Source organism: Streptomyces sp. NPDC059166, assembly GCF_042755185.1.
Lineage (GTDB): Bacteria > Actinomycetota > Actinomycetes > Streptomycetales > Streptomycetaceae > Streptomyces.
Genome location: NZ_JBHZCI010000001.1, coordinates 290,237 through 307,727, shown reverse-complemented (window position 1 = coordinate 307,727; position 17,491 = coordinate 290,237). Strand labels below are relative to the sequence as shown.

Sequence of the window (17,491 nt, the reverse complement as noted above, 5' to 3'; positions counted from 1 at the left end):
TGCTTCCGGGCCGGTCCTGGGGGCCTGAGGGCCCACGCCGGGGCGCATCCGGGCACGTCAGAGGGGGCGCTCGCCATCACGTCATAGGCCGCCGGCGTACACCGTGTGCACAGAACCTTGGTGAGAGCTCCCCCTCATCCGCCGCCCGCCACGCGCTCCCTGCCTTTAGACTCCTCCAGTGACAGCCTGAGGCCCGAGGGGCAGGATGGGGCCCGCTGTCGGCAAGGTGCGGTATTCAGGGAGGAAGCGTCTCGTGAGCAGCAGGCCATCCCGAGGCGCTGCTCGCCTCGCAGCCATACTCGACGCCCTTCCGGACGGGCTTCTGCTCGTCAACTGCAACGGCACGGTCGTCAACGCCAACACCATCGCCCTCGAGATGTTCGAGACCCCGGGCACCGCGCTCGTGGGGCGCGGGCTGCTCGATCTGCTTCCGGAGTTCGACTCCAGGCTGATCCCGGGGTCGATGCGAAGGCCGGATGCTGCGGACGAGCAGGGCAGGACCAAGCCCACCCGGATGGTCGCGCGCCGCACCGACGGCACCGACTACCCCGTCGAGGTCACCAGCGCCTCCCTGGACAGCGGCCAGGCCGGCTACAACGACATCCACTCCAGCTACACCGGCGACGAGCTGCTCATGATCGTCGTGAGGGATCTGTCCGGCACCGTCGACACCGAGGCCGAGCTGGCCCGGTCGCAGCGGCAGACGGAGATGATCCTGCGCGCCGCCTCCGAGGGCGTCGTGGGTACCGACACGGACGGCAGGGTCGTCCTGGTCAACCCCGCGGCCGCCCAGATCCTGGGCTTCCGCGCGAGCGACCTCGGCGGCGAGGAGCTCCACCCGCTGATCCTGCACTCACGGGCGGAGGGTGAGCCCTTCCCGTACGACGAGTCGCCCCTCGCCGACACCCTGCGGTCCGGTCGCAAACACCGGGTACGGGGCCAGGTCCTGTGGTCCAAGAGCGGCGCCCAGGTGCCGGTCGACCTGACGACCGCGCCGGTGCGCGACGGGGACCAGCTGGTCGGCGCGGTCATGACGTTCACCGACCGCAGGCCCTACGAGGAACTGACGCAGCGGCACTCCGACAAGGTGTCCGAGCTGACCGAACGCCACGCCTCGGAGCTCGCCGAGCTCACCGGGAGCCACCGTGCCGAGGTCGCCGAACTCACCGAGAACCACCGTGCCGAGGTCGCCGCGCTCACCGAGAAGCACGCGGCCGAGTCCGCCGACCGGACCGAGCGGTACGCCTCGGAACTCGAGGAGCAGTCGGACCGCCTCACCGGCCTCGACGCGCGTCACACCCAGCTGACCGCCGTACTCGGCGAGGCGCTGCGCGGGCCGCTGGAGGAGCTGCGGGGCGAACTCTCGAACCTCGCCGCGGACCCGGCCGGCCAGCTCTGGCCCGAGGCCAACCAGATCCTGCACCATCTCGCCGCCGGCTACGCGCGTATGACCACGCTGGTCGACAACGTGCTGAGCTACCAGCGTCTGGACGACGGCACCGAGGAACTCGTCAAGCAGCCGGTGCTGCTCGACGGGGTGGTGACGGCGGGCATCGACGGCGCGGTCGAACTGATCGGCCCCGGGCGGGCCCAGTTCGCGGTGCACGCGCCGCCGATCGAGGCCGAGGTGGACGCGGGCAGGCTGGTCACGGCGCTCGCCCATCTCGTCGCCGATGTCGCGGGGGTCGACTCGACCGGCAAGACGCGCCCGGCACCGGGCGGCGGCTATGTGGACTCCACGGTCGTGGTGGCCGCGGCGCAGCGTGGTGACGTCGTACGGATCGAGGTGCGCGGGCCGTTCGCCGGCGGCGACCCGGTGCACGTGCCGATCGTGCGCGGCATCGTGCGCGCCCACGGCGGAGTGCTCCAGACCCACGAGATGCCCGGGATGAGCGGCAGCGCGTACGTCCTCGAACTCCCCCTCGGGAAGGGCACGGGGACGGTCGTGCCCGAACCGCTCGCGACGCCCGGGGAAGTGGCGGAGCCCGCCCCGCAGCCGGCCCCGCAGGGCGGGCGCCGCCGGGCGCGCAGGTCGTCGACCGACGCGTTCCTGGGCAGCTCCGTCGAGGCGGCGGCCACGCCCGATACCGCCGTTCCCGAGGCCGTGGAACCGACCGGGCGCCGCCGGGCGCGCCGCGAGCCCGTGGACGCACAGGAGCAGCAGCGGGAGCAGGAGCTGACCGCGCCTCAGCAGGGCGGGGGATCCGGCCGCAGGCGTGGACGTCCCAGCCCCGCCGAGACGGGCGCGGTGCCGGCGGAGGCGGGTCAGCCGGGGCAGGCCCTGGCGCTGCCCTCGGCGGCCCCGGCCGCCTCTCAGGGCTCCGTCGTGACGGCGGCCGAGGGCGCCCAGGGTGGTGGCCGCCCGCAGCGCGGGCAGACGGTGCCGCCCCAGGGCGTTCCGCAGAACGCCGCCGCCCGCGCCGGACACCAGGGCGACGGCCCGCGCGCGCTGCCGGCCCTCGCCTCCGCCGAGGCCCCGGGCCGGTCCCAGCCGGCCACCCACGAGCAGCCCGCACAGCAGCCCGGAGGGCGCCGGGCCCGACGGGCTCTCGCGGCTGCCCAGGAGCGCGCGGCCGCGGAGGCTCCTCCGCAGGGCCCCCGTACCCCGTTCGCGCTGCCGCCTGCCGCGGCGGACCGGATCCCGCCGGTGGCCCCGGGTCCGCCGGTGGTGGCACCCCCGTCCACGGCGGCGTCGGCGCTCTCCCCCGTCCAGCAGCCTGCCGAGTCACCTGCCCAGGGTTCCGGACCCCATCCGGCCGACGCCGCAGAGCGCCACGACGCCGTCGGACCGGTGACGGACGCCGACCACACCCCGCCGCAGCCGCACCCCGTGCCGTCCGGGCGCCGGAGGGCACGTCCCGCCCAGGAGCCGGCGGAGCAGCAGGCCAGGCCCGGTCACCCCGTGCCCGGGCAGCCCCTGCCCGCCGTCCCGCCGCAGCCCGACTGGGCGCAGGGCGGTACGTCCGAGGCCGCGGAGGCAGCGGAGGCCGATGCGGCCGTGCCTCACTCGGCCGACGAGTGGACTGCTCCCGGCAGCACCACCCACACCACGGGTGCGGCCGCGGTACCCGCCGCCCGGACACCCGAAGCCGTGCCCGCCGCGGAACCGCACCCGGCGGAAACGGAAGCGCGGGCGCCCGTCACGGAGCCGCGTCCGGCGGAGACCGGTCCCGCGCCCGCTCCGGACGTGCGGCGCCAGCCGCTGCCGGCGGAGGCGCCCATGTCCCCGGACTCGACCCAGGGGCGGGCGTTCAGCGTGCGGACCCTGGGCCAGGGCGTGCCCTTCGCGCAGCACCTGGCGCACCAGCAGAACCAGACGCTGGGCGGTGCGGGGCGGCGCCGTAAGCTCGCGGCCCCGCCGGAGGCCGAACCCCCCACGCCGTCGGCGGCCGTGGCACCCGTGCCTCCTCAGCCGGTGCAGGCTCCGGTGCCGCCGCAGCCCGGTGCCACGCAGGGCGGCACGGTGCAGGGGTCCGGCACGGGACGGCTGCTCTCCCCACCGGCGTCCGAGGGACGCTCCTACGCGATAGGGGCCCCTGACGAGGGCGCGGAGGGGCCCGAGCCGCTGGACGGTCCCGGAGGCGCGGTCGAGGTGGCCAACCGGCCCCAGCCTCAGCCCGTCGACGACGAACTGCCGCCGGAGCCGCTGGACAACCCGCGCCGGCTCCTCGTCTGGCCCGCGCCGGACGTCTCCACCCAGCAGGCGCTCAGCGACCGCGGCTACCGGCCGGTGATCGTGCACTCCCGCGAGGAGGTCGACGCACAGATCGCGGCGTTCCCCGCCGCGCTCTTCGTCGATCCGCTGACCGGGCCGATCACCCGTACCGCCCTGCAGTCACTGCGGACCGCCGCCGTGGCCGCGGAGGTTCCGGTGCTGGTGACGGCCGGTCTGGGCCAGGCCACCAGGGAGGCGGCGTACGGCGCCGACCCGGCGGTGCTCCTCAAGGCGCTGGCCCCGCGTGACAGCGAGCAGCACCCGCCGAGGGTCATGGTGATCGAGGAGCACGAGGAGATCGCGCTGGCGCTGACGGAGACCCTGGAGCGCCGCGGCATGCAGGTGGCCCGGGCCTCCGGCGACAGCGACGCGGTCGAACTCGCCACCCGGATGCGCCCGAACCTGGTGGTGATGGACCTCATGCAGGTGCGCCGCCGACGGGCCGGGGTCATCGACTGGCTGCGGGCGAACGGCGCGCTGAACCGCACGCCGCTGGTCGTCTACACCTCGGCCGGTATGGAGGAGGGGGACCTCGAGAGGCTCGCCTCCGGCGAGACGGTGCTCTTCCTCGCCGAACGTTCGACGAGCGACGAGGTGCAGTCCCGGATCGTGGACCTGCTCGCGAAGATAGGGACGAACTGACGGCAGGGACGCCGGAGCGCCCCGGAAGGACCGCACTCGCGGTGCTCCCGGGGCGCACTGCTCAGAGCTGCGTGACGTCCAGCTCGCCCTCGGCGTACTGGCGGCGGATGACCTTCTTGTCGAACTTGCCCACGCTCGTCTTCGGAACCGCCGGGACGATCGTCCAGCGCTCGGGCAGCTGCCACTTGGCGACCGACTGGCCGAGGAAGGTCCGCAGCGCCGCGTAGTCGGCGGTCGCGCCCTCCTTGAGGACGACGGTGGCCAGGGGCCGCTCCCCCCACTTGTCGTCGGGGACGGCGACGACCGCGGCCTCGGCCACGTCCGGGTGCGCCATGAGCGCGTTCTCCAGCTCGACGCTGGAGATCCACTCGCCGCCGGACTTGATGACGTCCTTGGCCCGGTCGGTCAGGGTGAGGTAGCCCTCGTCGCTGATCACACCGACGTCGCCGGTCTTCAGCCAGCCGTCCTCGCTGAACTTGTCCTCGGGGCGCAGGTCCTCGCCGTCCGCGCCTCCGTAGTACGCACCGGAGATCCAGGCTCCCCGGACCTCCAGCTCGCCCGCGGACTCGCCGTCCCAGGGCAGGAACTCGCCTCCGGGGCCGACCAAGCGGGCCTCCACTCCGGCCGGGAAGCGGCCCTGGGTGATGCGGTAGGGCCACTCCTCCTCGGCGGTGAGCCCCGCGGGCGGGTTGGACATGGTGCCCAGCGGAGAGGTCTCGGTCATGCCCCAGGCGTGGCAGAGCCGGACGCCGAGCTTGTCGTACGCCTCCATCAGGGAGGGCGGACACGCGGCGCCGCCGATGGTGACGTGGGACATGGAGCTGAGGTCGCGCGGGTTGGCGGTGACCTCGGCCAGCAGACCCTGCCAGATGGTCGGCACGGCGGCGGCGTGCGTCGGGCGCTCCCGCTCGATCATCTCGGCGAGCGGCGCCGGCTGCAGGAAGCGGTCGGGCATCAGCATGTTGACGCCGGTCATGAACGTCGCGTGGGGCAGCCCCCAGGCGTTCACATGGAACTGCGGGACGACGACGAGGGTGGTGTCCTTGTCGGTGAGCCCCATCGACTCGGCCATGTTGACCTGCATGGAGTGCAGGTAGATCGAGCGGTGGGAGTAGACGACGCCCTTGGGGTCCCCGGTGGTGCCCGAGGTGTAGCACATGGCGGCGGCCTGGCGTTCGTCCAGCTCGGGCCAGTCGTAGGAGGTGGGCCTGCCCACGATCAGCTCCTCGTACTCGTGCACCCGGGCCGCGACGCCCTCCAGCAACGAGCGGTCACCGGGGCCGGACACCACCACGTGCTCGACGGTGGGCAGATGGGGGAGCAGCGGTGCGAGCAGCGGCAGCAGCGAGCCGTTGACCAGGACGACCTTGTCGTCGGCGTGGTTGACGACCCAGATCAGCTGCTCGGCGGGGAGCCGGAGGTTCAGGGTGTGCAGCACGGCGCCCATCGAGGGGATCGCCAGGTACGCCTCCACGTGCTCCGCGTTGTTCCACATCAGTGTGGCGACACGCTGGTCGCCGTCGATGCCGAGCTCGTCGCGCAGGGCGTTCGCCAGCTGTGTGGCGCGTACGCCGATCTCGGCGAAACTGCGCCGGTGCGGCTCCGGCTCGCCGGTCCAGGTCGTCACCTGCGACTTCCCGTGGATGATCATCCCATGGGTCAGGATGCGGGTGGTAGTCAGCGGTACGTCCTGCATGGTGCTCAGCACGGCGTCCTCCCGGTGGGCGCTACGCGGCAGTAAGGGTTCGCTGATTCTGCTCACATACCCAGCGGTATGTCGATACTTCCGGGCTGACGAATCGCAGCCGGTCACACCGTCCGGGCGGCGGCGCGGTCCGTTTCAGGGGCGGGACCGGCGCCCGCCGGGCAGCGTGCCCAGGCGTCGGACAGACCGGACGAAAGCGCGCCCGGAAGACGGGTTCAGCGCACCGGGCCGAGCTCCGGATCCTCACGCAGCTTGCCGAGCGCCCGGGAGACCGCGCTCTTCACCGTGCCGACGGACACCCCGAGGAGCTCGGCGGTCTGCACCTCGCTGAGGTCCTCGTAGTACCTCAGGACCACCATGGCCCGCTGGCGGTCCGGGAGCCTGAGCACCGCACGCCACATCGCGTCGTGCAGGGACTGCTGCTCGGCGGGGTCGGGCGCGGGCGCGGCCTCCCTCTCGGGGAGCTCCTCGCAGGCGAACTCGTCGACCTTGCGCTTGCGCCACTGCGAGGTGCGCGTGTTCACCAGGGCGCGGCGGACGTAACCGTCGAGCGCCCGGTGGTCCTCGATCCGCTCCCAGGCGACGTAGGTCTTGGTGAGGGCGGTCTGCAGCAGATCCTCCGCGTCGCTCGGGTTCGCGGTGAGGGAACGCGCCGTGCGCAGCAGCACGGGGCCCCTCGCCCGCACGTACGACGAGAACGACGGATACCGGCGGTGTCCCGTGGTTGCGGCGGCCGCCGTGGAGGCGTCGGCGCAGACTGGCGTGGTCATGTCTCCACGCTAGGAGCGGGTCCCGCCGAGGGGATCGGCCCCAGGTCCCGAAGCCTCGTCCGCCTCAGGTTGTAGGGCCGGCCCCGGCTCCACCTCCTGAGGGTGGAGGGGGACACCCCCGCCCTCAGGGTCCCCACCCCCGCGGGGCGCGGTCGCACTCCGCGCCCGCATTCCCCCGGGGGCGCGCCCGCTCTCCGCGCCCGCCCGCCCGGGGAACGGCCCGTGCGGCGACGACGCCGCACGGGCCCGCGCTCAGTCCGCCCAGAGCGGCGGGAAGATCACGTAGAAGTTGTAGGTGGCGTTCTCGACGTAGGTGAAGCGCCCTCCGGACACCTGGATCGTGTTGTTGTGGTTGGACGCCCCGGCACCGACCGCCTGCTGCTGTGACGTGGACGCGTTGCCGGAGTTGTCCCCGCCGACACCGGAACCGATGGTCGCGACCCCCGCGTTCGACCCATCGCTCGCGAACGCGCCGTTGTCGGCCGCGGCGACCCCTCCGAACAGGGCCACGGCCAACGGAAGGGCGGCGGCGGCGGCGAGAGCGCGCGCGGTACGGATACGTGCCATGTCAATTTCCTCCAGGAACCGAAACGGGACTTGAAACGGCTGATTCCGGAGCGGTTGGCCGACCGCTCCGGTACAGGTCACGACGTCGCGGAGGCAGAACTGCCCAGCGCCTCACCGGCGAACCACCCATCCCGCCCGATTCCCCCGCACGTATGAGGAAGGCCTCGTAAACCTCCCGTCCGGGTCACGTTCCGCCCGGCCCGCCCCACCCCCTCTTCCCTTTTTCGAACGCACGTACGAACATAGTCCTATGGCCACCATCGACAGGCAGACCGCCACCCTGGCCCTGGCCCACGCGCTCTCCGCCGCCGAGCGCGGGCTCCCCGTCTTCCCGCTGTCCGCCACCAAGCTGCCCGCCCTGCGCTCACCCCACCACGACGAGACGCCTCCCGTTCACTGCCGGGGCGCCTGCGGTCTGCCCGGCCACGGGGTGCACGACGCCACCACCGACCCGGCCGCGATCCGGGCGCTCTTCGCCGCAGCCCCGAGGGCCACCGGATACGGAATCGCCTGCGGGCGGGCGCCGCACCGCCTCATCGGCATCGACCTGGACGTGGACACCACCCACGGCAACGACTCCGTCGCCGCGCTCCAACAGCTGGCCCTCCAGCACCTGTTCACCCTGCCGCCCACCGTCACGGTGCTCACGCCGAGCGGTGGACGGCACCTGTGGCTGACCGGCCCCCGGGACGTCGTGGTCCCGAACTCCGCGAGCCGGCTCGCCCCCGGCATCGACGTACGCGGGACGGGCGGCTACCTCGTCGGCCCGGGTTCGGTCACCACCCACGGCAGGTACCGGCTCGCCCCCGGCACCGCCCATCTGGACCCGGCACCCTGCCCCCGCGCCCTGCTGCGCCTGCTGACACCCCCACCCCGCCCCCACCGGCCGGCCGTGAAGGCATCGCCGGACAGGCAGGGACAGGGCCTGGTCCAGTTCGTACGCGCCGCGCACGAGGGCCAGCGCAACACCCGCCTCTTCTGGGCGGCCTGCCGGGCCTACGAGCACGGCTTCGGCGACGCCCTCACGGACGCCCTCGTCGACGCCGCCCTCAGCACCGGCCTCACCGAACAGGAGGCCCGCGCCGCGATCAGCTCGGCCGCCCGCCTGAGCGCACCCCGGGACAGCGTGTGACCGCTGCGGACCACCACGGCGGCCACCCACCGCCGCCCCGCCCCGCGTTCAGGCCCCACCACGGCGGCTACCGCTTCCTGCGAATCGCCCGCTTCTTCGCCCTGGCCTCCTTCTCCTTGCGCTGCGCGACGCCGTAGGCGGACCACGGCCCCTGATGCCTCGCGCAACGGGACGTGCCCACCACCGCGAGGTTCCGACAGGCCTTGCCGGCCGTCGTACGAGCACCGCACCTGGACTGAGAACCCATTCCCTACCCCCTGACGCAAGCCCCTGGCACTCCGGACCCCGCGCATGCTTCCGCGTGCCGCCCGGCACCGGGGAGGCGTACGTCCGGCCGCACGGAAGCACGCACCTGGCGGTCACCGGACAGGGCCGAGCCCCCCGCGCCCCGCCACGAGCACGCCCTCGAACGCGGAACGGCGGCGACCCTGGAGCCCGGAAACAGCGAAGGTCCCCGGCCACGTGTAGTGGACGGGGACCTTCACGCACTGCGGTGGGTGTGGGATTTGAACCCACGGTGACTCGCGCCACGACGGTTTTCAAGACCGTTCCCTTAGGCCGCTCGGGCAACCCACCCCGCGTCGTGGCCGGACCCGGGGGCCGGGCCGGCTCGATGCGTGGGACAGCCTAGCCGGTCAGCTGTCGCCCTTGCGCTCGCCCAGGGTGAGTTCGGCCGTGGACACCTTGCCGTCGCGCTTGTAGGTGAGCGTGACCTTGTCGCCCGGCTTGTGGGTCCAGATCTCGCCGATCAGCGTCGGGCCGCTCTCGACCACGGTGTCGTTGAACTTGGTGATCACGTCGCCGGCCTTCAGCCCCGCCTTGGCCGCCGGCCCGTCCGGCGTGACGGCGGGGGTACCGCCCGCGCCCGCGTCCGAGATGACGGCGCCGCCGGTCTTCTCCTCCATGGTCACGGTCGCCCCGATCACCGGGTAGACGGGCTGGCCCGTCTTGATCAGCTGCTCGGCGACGTTCTTGGCCTGGTTGACGGGGATGGCGAAGCCGAGGCCGATCGAGCCCGCCTGGGACTGTCCCACGCCGCCGCCGCTGGTGGACTGGATCGCGGAGTTGATGCCGATGACCGCGCCACCCGCGTCCAGGAGCGGACCGCCCGAGTTGCCCGGGTTGATCGAGGCGTCGGTCTGCAGGGCGCTCATGTACGAGTTCTTGTTGCTGGAGCCGTCGCCGGAGGCGACCGGGCGGTCCTTCGCGCTGATGATGCCCGTGGTCACCGTGTTGGAGAGACCGAACGGCGCCCCGATGGCGATGGTGGAGTCGCCGACCGCGACCTTGTCGGAGTCGCCGAGGGCCAGCGGGGTGAGCCCGTCGGGGGCGTTCTTCAGCTTCAGCACCGCCACGTCGTACCCCTGGGCGCGGCCGACCACCTCGGCGTCGTACTTCTTGCCGTTGGAGAACGTCGCGGTCAGCTGACCGCTGTCCGCGGCGGAGGCCACCACGTGGTTGTTCGTGAGGATGTGGCCTTCCTTGTCGTAGACGAACCCGGTGCCCGTGCCGCCCTCGCCGTCGCCGGACTGCGCGTCGATCGTCACCACGCTGGGCAGCGCGCTCGCCGCGACTCCCGCGACCGTGCCCGGGTCGCGCTTGAAGTCCTTGGGGCTGTTGGCCGCGGCGACCGTGGTCGAGCCCCCGGAGGAGTCGTTGCTGTCGGCCGCCCAGTAGCCGAGCGCTCCACCCACACCGCCGGCGACCAGCGCCGCCACGACCACGGCGGCGACCAGCCCGCTCGCGCGGCGCTTGCGCGGCGGCTCGGAGTCGGGGTGCGCCGGGGCTCCATAGGCCGGCGGGCTGCCGCCGTCGGCGTACGAGGGGACGGCGGGGGGCGGCGGCGGCCAGGCCGCGGGGTCCTGCGCCGGCGGCTGCGGATAGGCGTGCTCGTACCCGGCGGAGGTGTGCTGCTGCCCTGCGGGGGGCTGTCCGGCGCCCCCGTGGGGTGTCGCCGCCGGAACCTGGGCGGTCGGCGCGTCCGCGGGGGCGCCGGCCGGGGTGCCGGACGCGGGCGAGCCACCCTGCGGGGCGCCCTCGGGAGCGGCAGCCGGCACGGGAGGTGCGGACGGGACGGGCGGCACGGACGGGACCGCGTTGCCCTCGTTGCCCTCGTTCTCGGTGCTCACAGCTCTTTACTCCTCGGTTCCACTCGGCATTCGGCAAGAGATCCGCTGTGTACGTGTCTGCGGTCAGCTTTTCCCATAACACGTCAGGCCACTGTAAGCAGGACCTGTGCATCCGCACACCAATCTTTACATCAGGCAAAACGGTCGCACGTGACAAGGTGTCGGCGTACGACGCGTGCCGGTGACACGATGTCGCGGTGACCCACGCACGCCTACCCTCCGAACAGCCCGCCATCCAGGTCGTCGCGCACCGAGGAGCGTCCGAGGACGCCCCCGAGCACACCCTGGCCGCGTACCGGAAGGCCGTGGAGGACGGAGCGGATGCCCTGGAGTGCGACGTCCGCCTCACCGCGGACGGGCAGCTGGTCTGTGTGCACGACCGCCGGGTGAACCGTACGTCGAACGGACGGGGCGCCGTCTCCGCGCTGGAGCTGGCCGATCTGGCCGCGCTCGACTTCGGCTCGTGGAAGGACCGCGAGGAGTCCCCGGAGTGGGACCCCCTGCCGGGCGAGCTGACGTCCGTCCTCACCCTCGAACGCCTCCTCGAACTGGTTCACGAGGTCCGGGCCACCGGCCGGCAGCTCCAGCTGGCCGTCGAGACCAAACACCCCACACGCTGGGCCGGACAGGTCGAGGAACGGCTGCTCCAGCTGCTCAGGCGGTTCGGTCTCGACGCACCGCCCGGGGACGGGCCGTCCCCGGTGCGTGTCATGAGTTTCTCCGCCCGCTCCCTCTACCGCATCCGGGCCGCGGCACCCACGCTGCCCACCGTCTTCCTGATGCAGTTCGTCTCACCGCGGATGAGGGACGGCCGGCTGCCCGCCGGTGCCCGGATCGCGGGTCCCGGGATGCGGATCGTACGCAACCACCCCGGGTACATCGAACGGCTGCACAGGGCGGGCCACCAGGTGCACGTCTGGACGGTGAACGAGCCCGAGGACGTCGAGCTCTGCGTGCGCCTGGGGGTGGAGGCGATCATCACGAACCGCCCGAAACAGGTCTTGTCACAACTTGGCCGCTCATGACCGCCATCACCAGGGGTGCACCGGCGCATTCGCTCCGCAACCGATCGTTACGAGTGCATCACCGGCACGGCTTTGGCCGGTTTCCGGCGGAGCCCGGAAGGGCATTCACTCCGTGGCGTGGGGCGAAGGAGGTCTCGGGGGTGGCGTTTGTGGTGGCACAGGAGGTGCCCGCGTCGTCGAGCATGGCCGTACCCCATGGCCCTGCGGGCGTGGGACTGGCGAGACGCCGTATGCGCGAGCAACTGCGCGGCAACGGGGTCCCGGAGACCATGGTCGACGACGCGGTACTGATCCTTTCCGAACTCCTCAGCAACGCCTGCCGGCACGGCAGGCCGCTGGGGCGGCACTCGGAGACGGGCGACGGCGACATCCGCGCCGCGTGGCGGACGGACGGAAGAGGCGGCCTGACCGTCGAGGTCACGGACGGCGGCGGCCCGACCCGGCCGGTCCCGGCCACACCGTCGGTCACCGCCCGCGGAGGCCGCGGGCTCAACATCATCAGCGCCCTGGCCCAGGAGTGGGGCGTACGCGACGGCGCATCCGGTGAGGTCACCGTGTGGGCCCTGGTGTCAGCGGACCACAGGGCAGGTGGCTTCGCCGCCGCGCCTCCGGGCCACATGAGGTCGGCGCGCCGTGCCCGGAGCGGTCCGGGCGGCCGTGAACTGACCTCCCGTGACGGCCACGGCACCCGTGACGGCCACGGCGGCCGTGAGGGCCGGAGCGGGCTCACCGGGCTCGACGGACTGGGGGGCATCAGCGGTTTCGGCTCCCTCGACGGGCTGGAACTCGCCGACGTACTCGACGCCTTCGACGACGCGGGCTGAGCACGGTTCGGGGCGCGGCGCACCGGAGCCGGCCGGGCAGGGCCGCGACAGGTGTGCCCCGGCCGCCGACGGGGGCGGCTAGGCTCGCGCCGAGACCGCACTGTCGCAATCGGGAGAACGCCCACCATGGCCAAGAAGCGCCCTCAGTCCAAGGCCGGGAAGCCGCAGCTCAAGGACGGTGAAATCCCGGTCGTCGGAGCTCGTGAGCCCTGCCCGTGCGGCTCGGGCCGCCGCTACAAGGCCTGTCACGGACGGGCAGCGGCCCACGCCGTGACCGAGCTGGTGCAGCGCCCCTTCGAGGGAATCGCCGGCGAATGCGACTGGATCGCACTGCGCGAGCTGGTCCCCGCCGCGACCGTCGAGCTGACGCTGAAGGGCGGCCTCCCCGAGGGCGTGCCGTCCGTCTCCCTCGCCACGGTCCTGCCGATGGCCTGGCCGGCGCTGCGCCGTGACGACGGTTCCGTGCTGCTCGCCCTGCAGAACGACACCTCCTCAGGTGACCTGAGCCGGGACCTCGCGGACACCCTGCAGCGCGCCCTGGAGGCCGAGCCCGGTACCCCGGTGACCGCGCGCCGGGTGCCCGCCGACGGCCCGCGCCTGCAGGACGTCCTGGACGCCGAGGCCCCGTTCGAGCCGGACGTGCACTCGGGATTCGAGTTCTGGGTCCCGGACGCGGAGAACGCCACCCCGGAGGTGTCCGCCTCCCTGGAGCGTGCCAACGCGGCCGCCATCCCCACCACCCGGCTCTCGGGGGTGGACGCGGCCTACTGGTGCGAGACACCCGAGAAGAACCATCTGCGCTGGGTCATGCCGCACCCCGAGGAGCAGCTCCTGGACGCCCTCGCCCGGCTGCACGCGGCAGGCAGCTCCTCCCTCGGCGAAGGGACCCGTCTGGTGGGCTCGTTCCGCGCCCACGGTCTGATGGTCCCCGTCTGGGACCTGCCGAGCGAGATGGGGGCCGAGGAGTGCGAGAAGCCCGCCGCGCAGTTCGCGGAGCGCCTCGCCGAGGCCCTCGCGTCCGACGCTCCGCTCGGTGCCGACGAGCGCAGGGCGCGCGGCGGGCTCACCAACCGCCAAGTGACCCTCAGCTGAGAGTGACGAGCGCCGGGGCGCGACGGTGACTCCCGTCACAACTCCCGGTACCCGCCGGTAAATCGCTGTCCGAATAGGCCAGATCGAATTTGCTCACGGCAGATCTCTTGTTACGGTTCAGGAAGTCCGGTCGCTGGTGCATCCCCCGTCGCCAGCGGCCGGACGTTCGCGTTTCCGGCTCGGGGCTCCCAGGGCGTACGCCGGAGCACGACCCACCAGGCGGCCTGCGCCGCCCACCGGGGCGAGCACCCCACGTGGGCCGCCCGGCCTCCGCCCCGCACCAGGTCCCGGGGCTCACCGGACTCCTCCGACGGACGCCTGTGGTCTCGCGCCCACGCGGCGCGCGCAGCGGTCCGCCTGACGCGCAGCCACACGCTTTCGGACAGAAATTCGGAGATATCCGTCGGGTCCGGTGAATACCGCAGGGCACGGAGGAAACATTCGCATCGGCGTCACCCTGTGCACCGGCCGGGGCGCGTCGCGAAAGCCCGTCAGAAATCCCGCGAGCAGGTTCGTGCACTCGTCGCCTTCGACGCCGCCGGTACGCGGGCCGCGCCCGCACGGGAGGGTGCGGCCGACGGTGCCCGCGATGTCCCGTTGGGCCGGCGCGGATCGTCGTCCGCCTGACGGGCGCCGTCGCGCACCGCGTCCGATGCGCGCGTCGCCGGTCGCGGCGCGGCCCGGGCACCCCATGTCTGCCGACGAGTTCCGACGCGCCCGGGAGTGGGCTGCCGGGCAACGCTGCGAGTGGGCCGGGCTGTTGCGTGCGTCGGCGGGGATCGCGGAACAGCCGCGAGGCGAACCCGGCCGATGGCCGCCCCTGGGTGCGGGACGGGGGAACTCCGCGACCTCTCCGGTCCCGACGGCACCGCCGCCCGGAGCCCGTGGTCGCACCTGACGGCGTCCGCGGCCGCCGGCGGATCGGGCGCTCCCGCCCGGGTACGGCGGCCTCCCTCGCTTCGCGGGTCCGCTCCGAGCGAGGCGACCCGTACTCCGTTCCACGAGGGTCGGCCGGAGCACCCGTTCGCCACAGCACCCGAGTCCGCTCGGTAGGCGAGCCGACTGCCGCCGTCCGGAGCTCCGTTGCTCGTCTCGTGAGTCCGCTCAGTAGGCGAGCCGACTGCCGCCGTCCGGAGCTCCGTTGCTCGCCTCGACGAGCGCGTCCAGGACCGACTCGACGTCGGGGAGCCAGGTCTCCAGGTCTCCCGCAGCGGGCGGGCGTTCCCAGCGCACCTGGCCCGTACCCGCCTCCGACGGGGGCAGCACGAGGTATCCGCCCTCGCCGTGGAACCTGAGCGAGCTGGGCACCCGGTCCTGGGCGTGCAGCAGTTCGCCGAGCCGCTCAAGGGTGTAGGGCGCGACCAGCAGGGACCACCGGGTGGGCGTCGCCACGACGGGACCGATCCGCAGGCCCATGCCGTCGAGCGCCGTCAGCGCCCGGGCGCCGGCCACGGCCGGCAGGCTCAGGGCACACGGTGCGCGCCCGCCCGTGGCCAGGATGACGGGCGCCGCGGGCCGGTTGGTCCACCACCAGCGCACCATGCGTTCGTCCGTGGTGGCGGCGAGGAGGCCGGGGTCGAAGGGGTGCGCGCCGGGGACGGCGCACTCGGGATCGGGGCAGGCGCAGCCGCGGCCGCGTTCGCCGCGTACGGCCTCCGCCGCCAGGCCGACTCCGGGGAGCACGGGCCACCTCCGGACCGTGGCGAGGATCAGCGCCGCGTCGAGCTGCGCGGAACTTCCCTTGCGGCGGGGCCGGTGCCTGCGTCGCCTTCCGAGGATCTCGCGCATGAGCGCTCGTTCCTTTCCGTTGAACGCCGAGGTCCACATCACAGCACACGTTGGTCACGCCACGTGTGCGTCTCTTCGCTGTGCGTACGTGCTCATCGGGTCCGCGGTACGCCGAGCAGTGGGTACCGAGCATGAGCCGAGCCGAATGGAACCGAGCCGAGTGGAACCGAACAGAAATGGAGCTGAGCCGATTCGAACCGGGTTGTGCCGAGCCGAGTCCAGTCAAACTTCGCGCGGCCGGCCTGCGCACCGCGCGCGCCGCTCCTGGTGCAACCACGCCGCTCGGGCGGTGGGTGGACGGCCGTCACCAGTAGGGACGCCCAGGCCGACTGTCGGGTTCCGGGCGGTCACGAGTGCGGATGACCGTCCACGATTACGTACCCAGCATGCCCGGGATGACGCTCCCTCCGGCATTTCACCCCGAGGGCTCTCCTTGTCGAGCGGTCCCAGTCGACCGCAGAAAGGGCTTCGGGGGTGCATTTTCCGGCCAAGTTATCAATCTGGTCGCACCCTCTCGCGGCGCCATAAATACCGCCAGGACAATGCTGGACATCGCCTTACTTGTGCGTGTACATGTGGGGTCGTGTACATGTGGTTGCACCGATAGCGGCGCGGCACGACATGGGGGTTTGCGATGCTATTCGACAGAACGAACCGGTCGGAGAGCCCACTGACATGAGCGCCCCCCATCTCCCGAAAGTGGCTGGAATCGATCCCATGGTTCCCGTTTCAACGCACACTGCCGCACCCCAGGAAGCCTTGGCCTCCGCCCCGGGAGCATTCACCCAGGACCGGCTGGCCGGGTGGGTCTCCGACCTCACGACACTGCACGAACTGACCGAACGGCTGGCCGGAACCAGCACCCTCGACGAAGCCCTGGACGAGCTCCTGAGCGCGGGCGCCACACTCGTGGGAGCCGGCCGCGGCCTCCTCGTCCTCGAACCCGCCGACGGTCGCGGACCGTCCCGCACGCTCGGCCTGGGCCTCGCCCACTCCGACCTCGGCCACATCGAGACCCTTCCGCGCGGCGCCACCGCCCACGGCAGGTTCCTCGACGGCCTCCCCGGCGCGGAAGAGCCGCTGGCCTGCCCCGACCTTCTCGCCGACGCCGCCCTCGACCCGCTCTGCCGCGAAGCCGCCGTCCGGCTCGGGTACGCCGCCAGCTACACCCAGCCGCTCTCCACCCCGACCGCCGGCCGGCTGGGCGCCGCGGTCTGGTTCTACGACGAACCGGCCGAGCCACCGGAACGCCGGCGCCACCTCGTCGGGGTGTACGCCCGCTACGCCGCCGAACACCTGGCCCGGCTGCTCGAACTGGAACGCACCAGGGCCGACGCCGCCGTCATCGCCGAGGAACTCCTCCCCCGAAGGCTGCCCCGCCCTCCCGGAGTCCGGCTGGCCGCGCGCCACCTGGCCGCCCCGGAGGGCGGGGGCGACTGGTACGACGCGCTGCTGCTGCCGGACAGCGCGCTCGGCCTGGCCGTCGGTTCGGTCGGCGGCTCCGGTCCGGCCGCGATGGCCGCCACCGGCCGGCTGCGCGCCGGCCTGCGCGCCTACGCGGTGATGGAGGGCGAAGACCCGGTGGCCGTCCTCTCCGACCTCGAACTGCTCCTCCGGCTGACCGAGCCGGCCACCGCCGCGACCGCCCTGTACGCCTACTGCGAGCCGGGCCGGCGCACGATCGCGCTGGCCGGTGCCGGACACACCCCGCCCCTGGTGACCGGGGAACAGCGCACCGAGTTCGTCGAGACGACCCTGTCCGCGCCCCTGGGCATGCTCTCCTGCTGGGAGGCGCCGAGCGTGGAGTTCACGCTCCGCCCCGGTGAGACGGTGCTGCTCTACACCGACGGGCTGCTGCGCCGCACCGGCGAGACGACGGACCGGGCGTTCGCCCGGCTGCGCTCCGCCGCCGCCGGGGTGCCGAAGAACATGCGCCGCGACCCGGGCACCGTCGCGGACCACGTGCTGCGTACCGTACTGGGGGAAGGTGCGGCCGGCCCGGGGGCCGCCGGCTGCCCCTCCGACGCCGCGCTGCTGGCCGCGCGCTTCGACTGAGAGCCGGGCCCGGCCCGCCCGGCCGGGGCACGGAGGTCTTCCGGCCC

Annotated in this window: 12 protein-coding genes and 1 tRNA gene; 7 read left to right on the top strand and 6 right to left on the bottom strand. The window is 73.1% G+C overall.

All coding sequences use genetic code 11. The annotated features are described in order from the left end of the window. Positions 1 to 253 precede the first annotated feature (253 nt). The gene (locus ACFXOA_RS01365) at positions 254 to 4,357 is read left to right on the top strand and encodes a PAS domain-containing protein (RefSeq protein ID WP_385020660.1); all 4,104 of its coding nucleotides are present in this window, start codon (positions 254 to 256) and stop codon (positions 4,355 to 4,357) included. 61 nt (positions 4,358 to 4,418) lie between these two features. Here ACFXOA_RS01365 and ACFXOA_RS01360 read toward each other — a convergent pair whose 3' ends face one another. From ACFXOA_RS01360 to ACFXOA_RS01350, 3 genes are all read right to left on the bottom strand, one after another. Then, entirely contained in the window at positions 4,419 to 6,065 is a 1,647-nt protein-coding gene (locus ACFXOA_RS01360) for a long-chain fatty acid--CoA ligase (RefSeq protein WP_385020657.1), read from the bottom strand. Positions 6,066 to 6,277: 212 nt separating this feature from the next. Then, positions 6,278 to 6,832: a SigE family RNA polymerase sigma factor gene (locus tag ACFXOA_RS01355; RefSeq protein WP_385020654.1), complete on the bottom strand. Its 555-nt coding sequence runs from the start codon at positions 6,830 to 6,832 to the stop codon at positions 6,278 to 6,280. A gap of 252 nt (positions 6,833 to 7,084) precedes the next feature. Then, positions 7,085 to 7,399 carry a hypothetical protein gene (locus tag ACFXOA_RS01350; protein ID WP_385020651.1) on the bottom strand — a complete coding sequence of 105 codons (315 nt, stop codon included), beginning with the start codon at positions 7,397 to 7,399 and terminating at the stop codon, positions 7,085 to 7,087. A 250-nt stretch (positions 7,400 to 7,649) separates the two neighbouring features. Between ACFXOA_RS01350 and ACFXOA_RS01345 the strand changes: the two genes are divergently transcribed. Next, on the top strand, positions 7,650 to 8,531 hold the full coding sequence (locus ACFXOA_RS01345) for a bifunctional DNA primase/polymerase (protein WP_385020648.1): 882 nt from the start codon (positions 7,650 to 7,652) through the stop codon (positions 8,529 to 8,531). Next, positions 8,528 to 8,668, top strand: a complete 141-nt coding sequence (locus tag ACFXOA_RS01340; protein WP_385020645.1) for a hypothetical protein — start codon at positions 8,528 to 8,530, stop codon at positions 8,666 to 8,668. Before ACFXOA_RS01345 ends, ACFXOA_RS01340 begins: the two co-directional genes overlap by 4 nt. A 354-nt stretch (positions 8,669 to 9,022) precedes the next feature. Here the strand turns inward: ACFXOA_RS01340 and ACFXOA_RS01335 are convergent. Together ACFXOA_RS01335 and ACFXOA_RS01330 are read right to left on the bottom strand one after the other, a co-directional pair. Beyond that, a tRNA-Ser gene (locus tag ACFXOA_RS01335) sits at positions 9,023 to 9,107 on the bottom strand. A gap of 59 nt (positions 9,108 to 9,166) precedes the next feature. Beyond that, on the bottom strand, positions 9,167 to 10,660 hold the full coding sequence (locus tag ACFXOA_RS01330; protein ID WP_385020643.1) for a trypsin-like peptidase domain-containing protein: 1,494 nt from the start codon (positions 10,658 to 10,660) through the stop codon (positions 9,167 to 9,169). Between the two features lie 197 nt (positions 10,661 to 10,857). Between ACFXOA_RS01330 and ACFXOA_RS01325 the strand changes: the two genes are divergently transcribed. From ACFXOA_RS01325 to ACFXOA_RS01315, 3 genes are all read left to right on the top strand, one after another. Next, positions 10,858 to 11,685 carry a glycerophosphodiester phosphodiesterase gene (locus ACFXOA_RS01325; RefSeq protein ID WP_385020640.1) on the top strand — a complete coding sequence of 276 codons (828 nt, stop codon included), beginning with the start codon at positions 10,858 to 10,860 and terminating at the stop codon, positions 11,683 to 11,685. Positions 11,686 to 11,915: 230 nt separating this feature from the next. Next, a complete protein-coding gene (locus tag ACFXOA_RS01320) occupies positions 11,916 to 12,509 on the top strand; it encodes an ATP-binding protein (RefSeq protein WP_385020722.1) in 594 nt (197 codons plus the stop codon). Positions 12,510 to 12,635: 126 nt separating this feature from the next. After that, a complete protein-coding gene (locus ACFXOA_RS01315) occupies positions 12,636 to 13,601 on the top strand; it encodes a DUF5926 family protein (RefSeq protein WP_385020637.1) in 966 nt (321 codons plus the stop codon). A 1,104-nt stretch (positions 13,602 to 14,705) separates the two neighbouring features. On the opposite strand, the gene ACFXOA_RS01310 is transcribed toward ACFXOA_RS01315, so the two are convergent. Continuing rightward, on the bottom strand, positions 14,706 to 15,389 hold the full coding sequence (locus ACFXOA_RS01310) for a bifunctional DNA primase/polymerase (RefSeq protein ID WP_385020634.1): 684 nt from the start codon (positions 15,387 to 15,389) through the stop codon (positions 14,706 to 14,708). Between the two features lie 621 nt (positions 15,390 to 16,010). Here ACFXOA_RS01310 and ACFXOA_RS01305 point away from each other — a divergent pair. Next, positions 16,011 to 17,444, top strand: coding sequence for a PP2C family protein-serine/threonine phosphatase (locus tag ACFXOA_RS01305; protein WP_385020719.1), 1,434 nt, complete (start codon positions 16,011 to 16,013; stop codon positions 17,442 to 17,444). Positions 17,445 to 17,491: the final 47 nt, after the last annotated feature.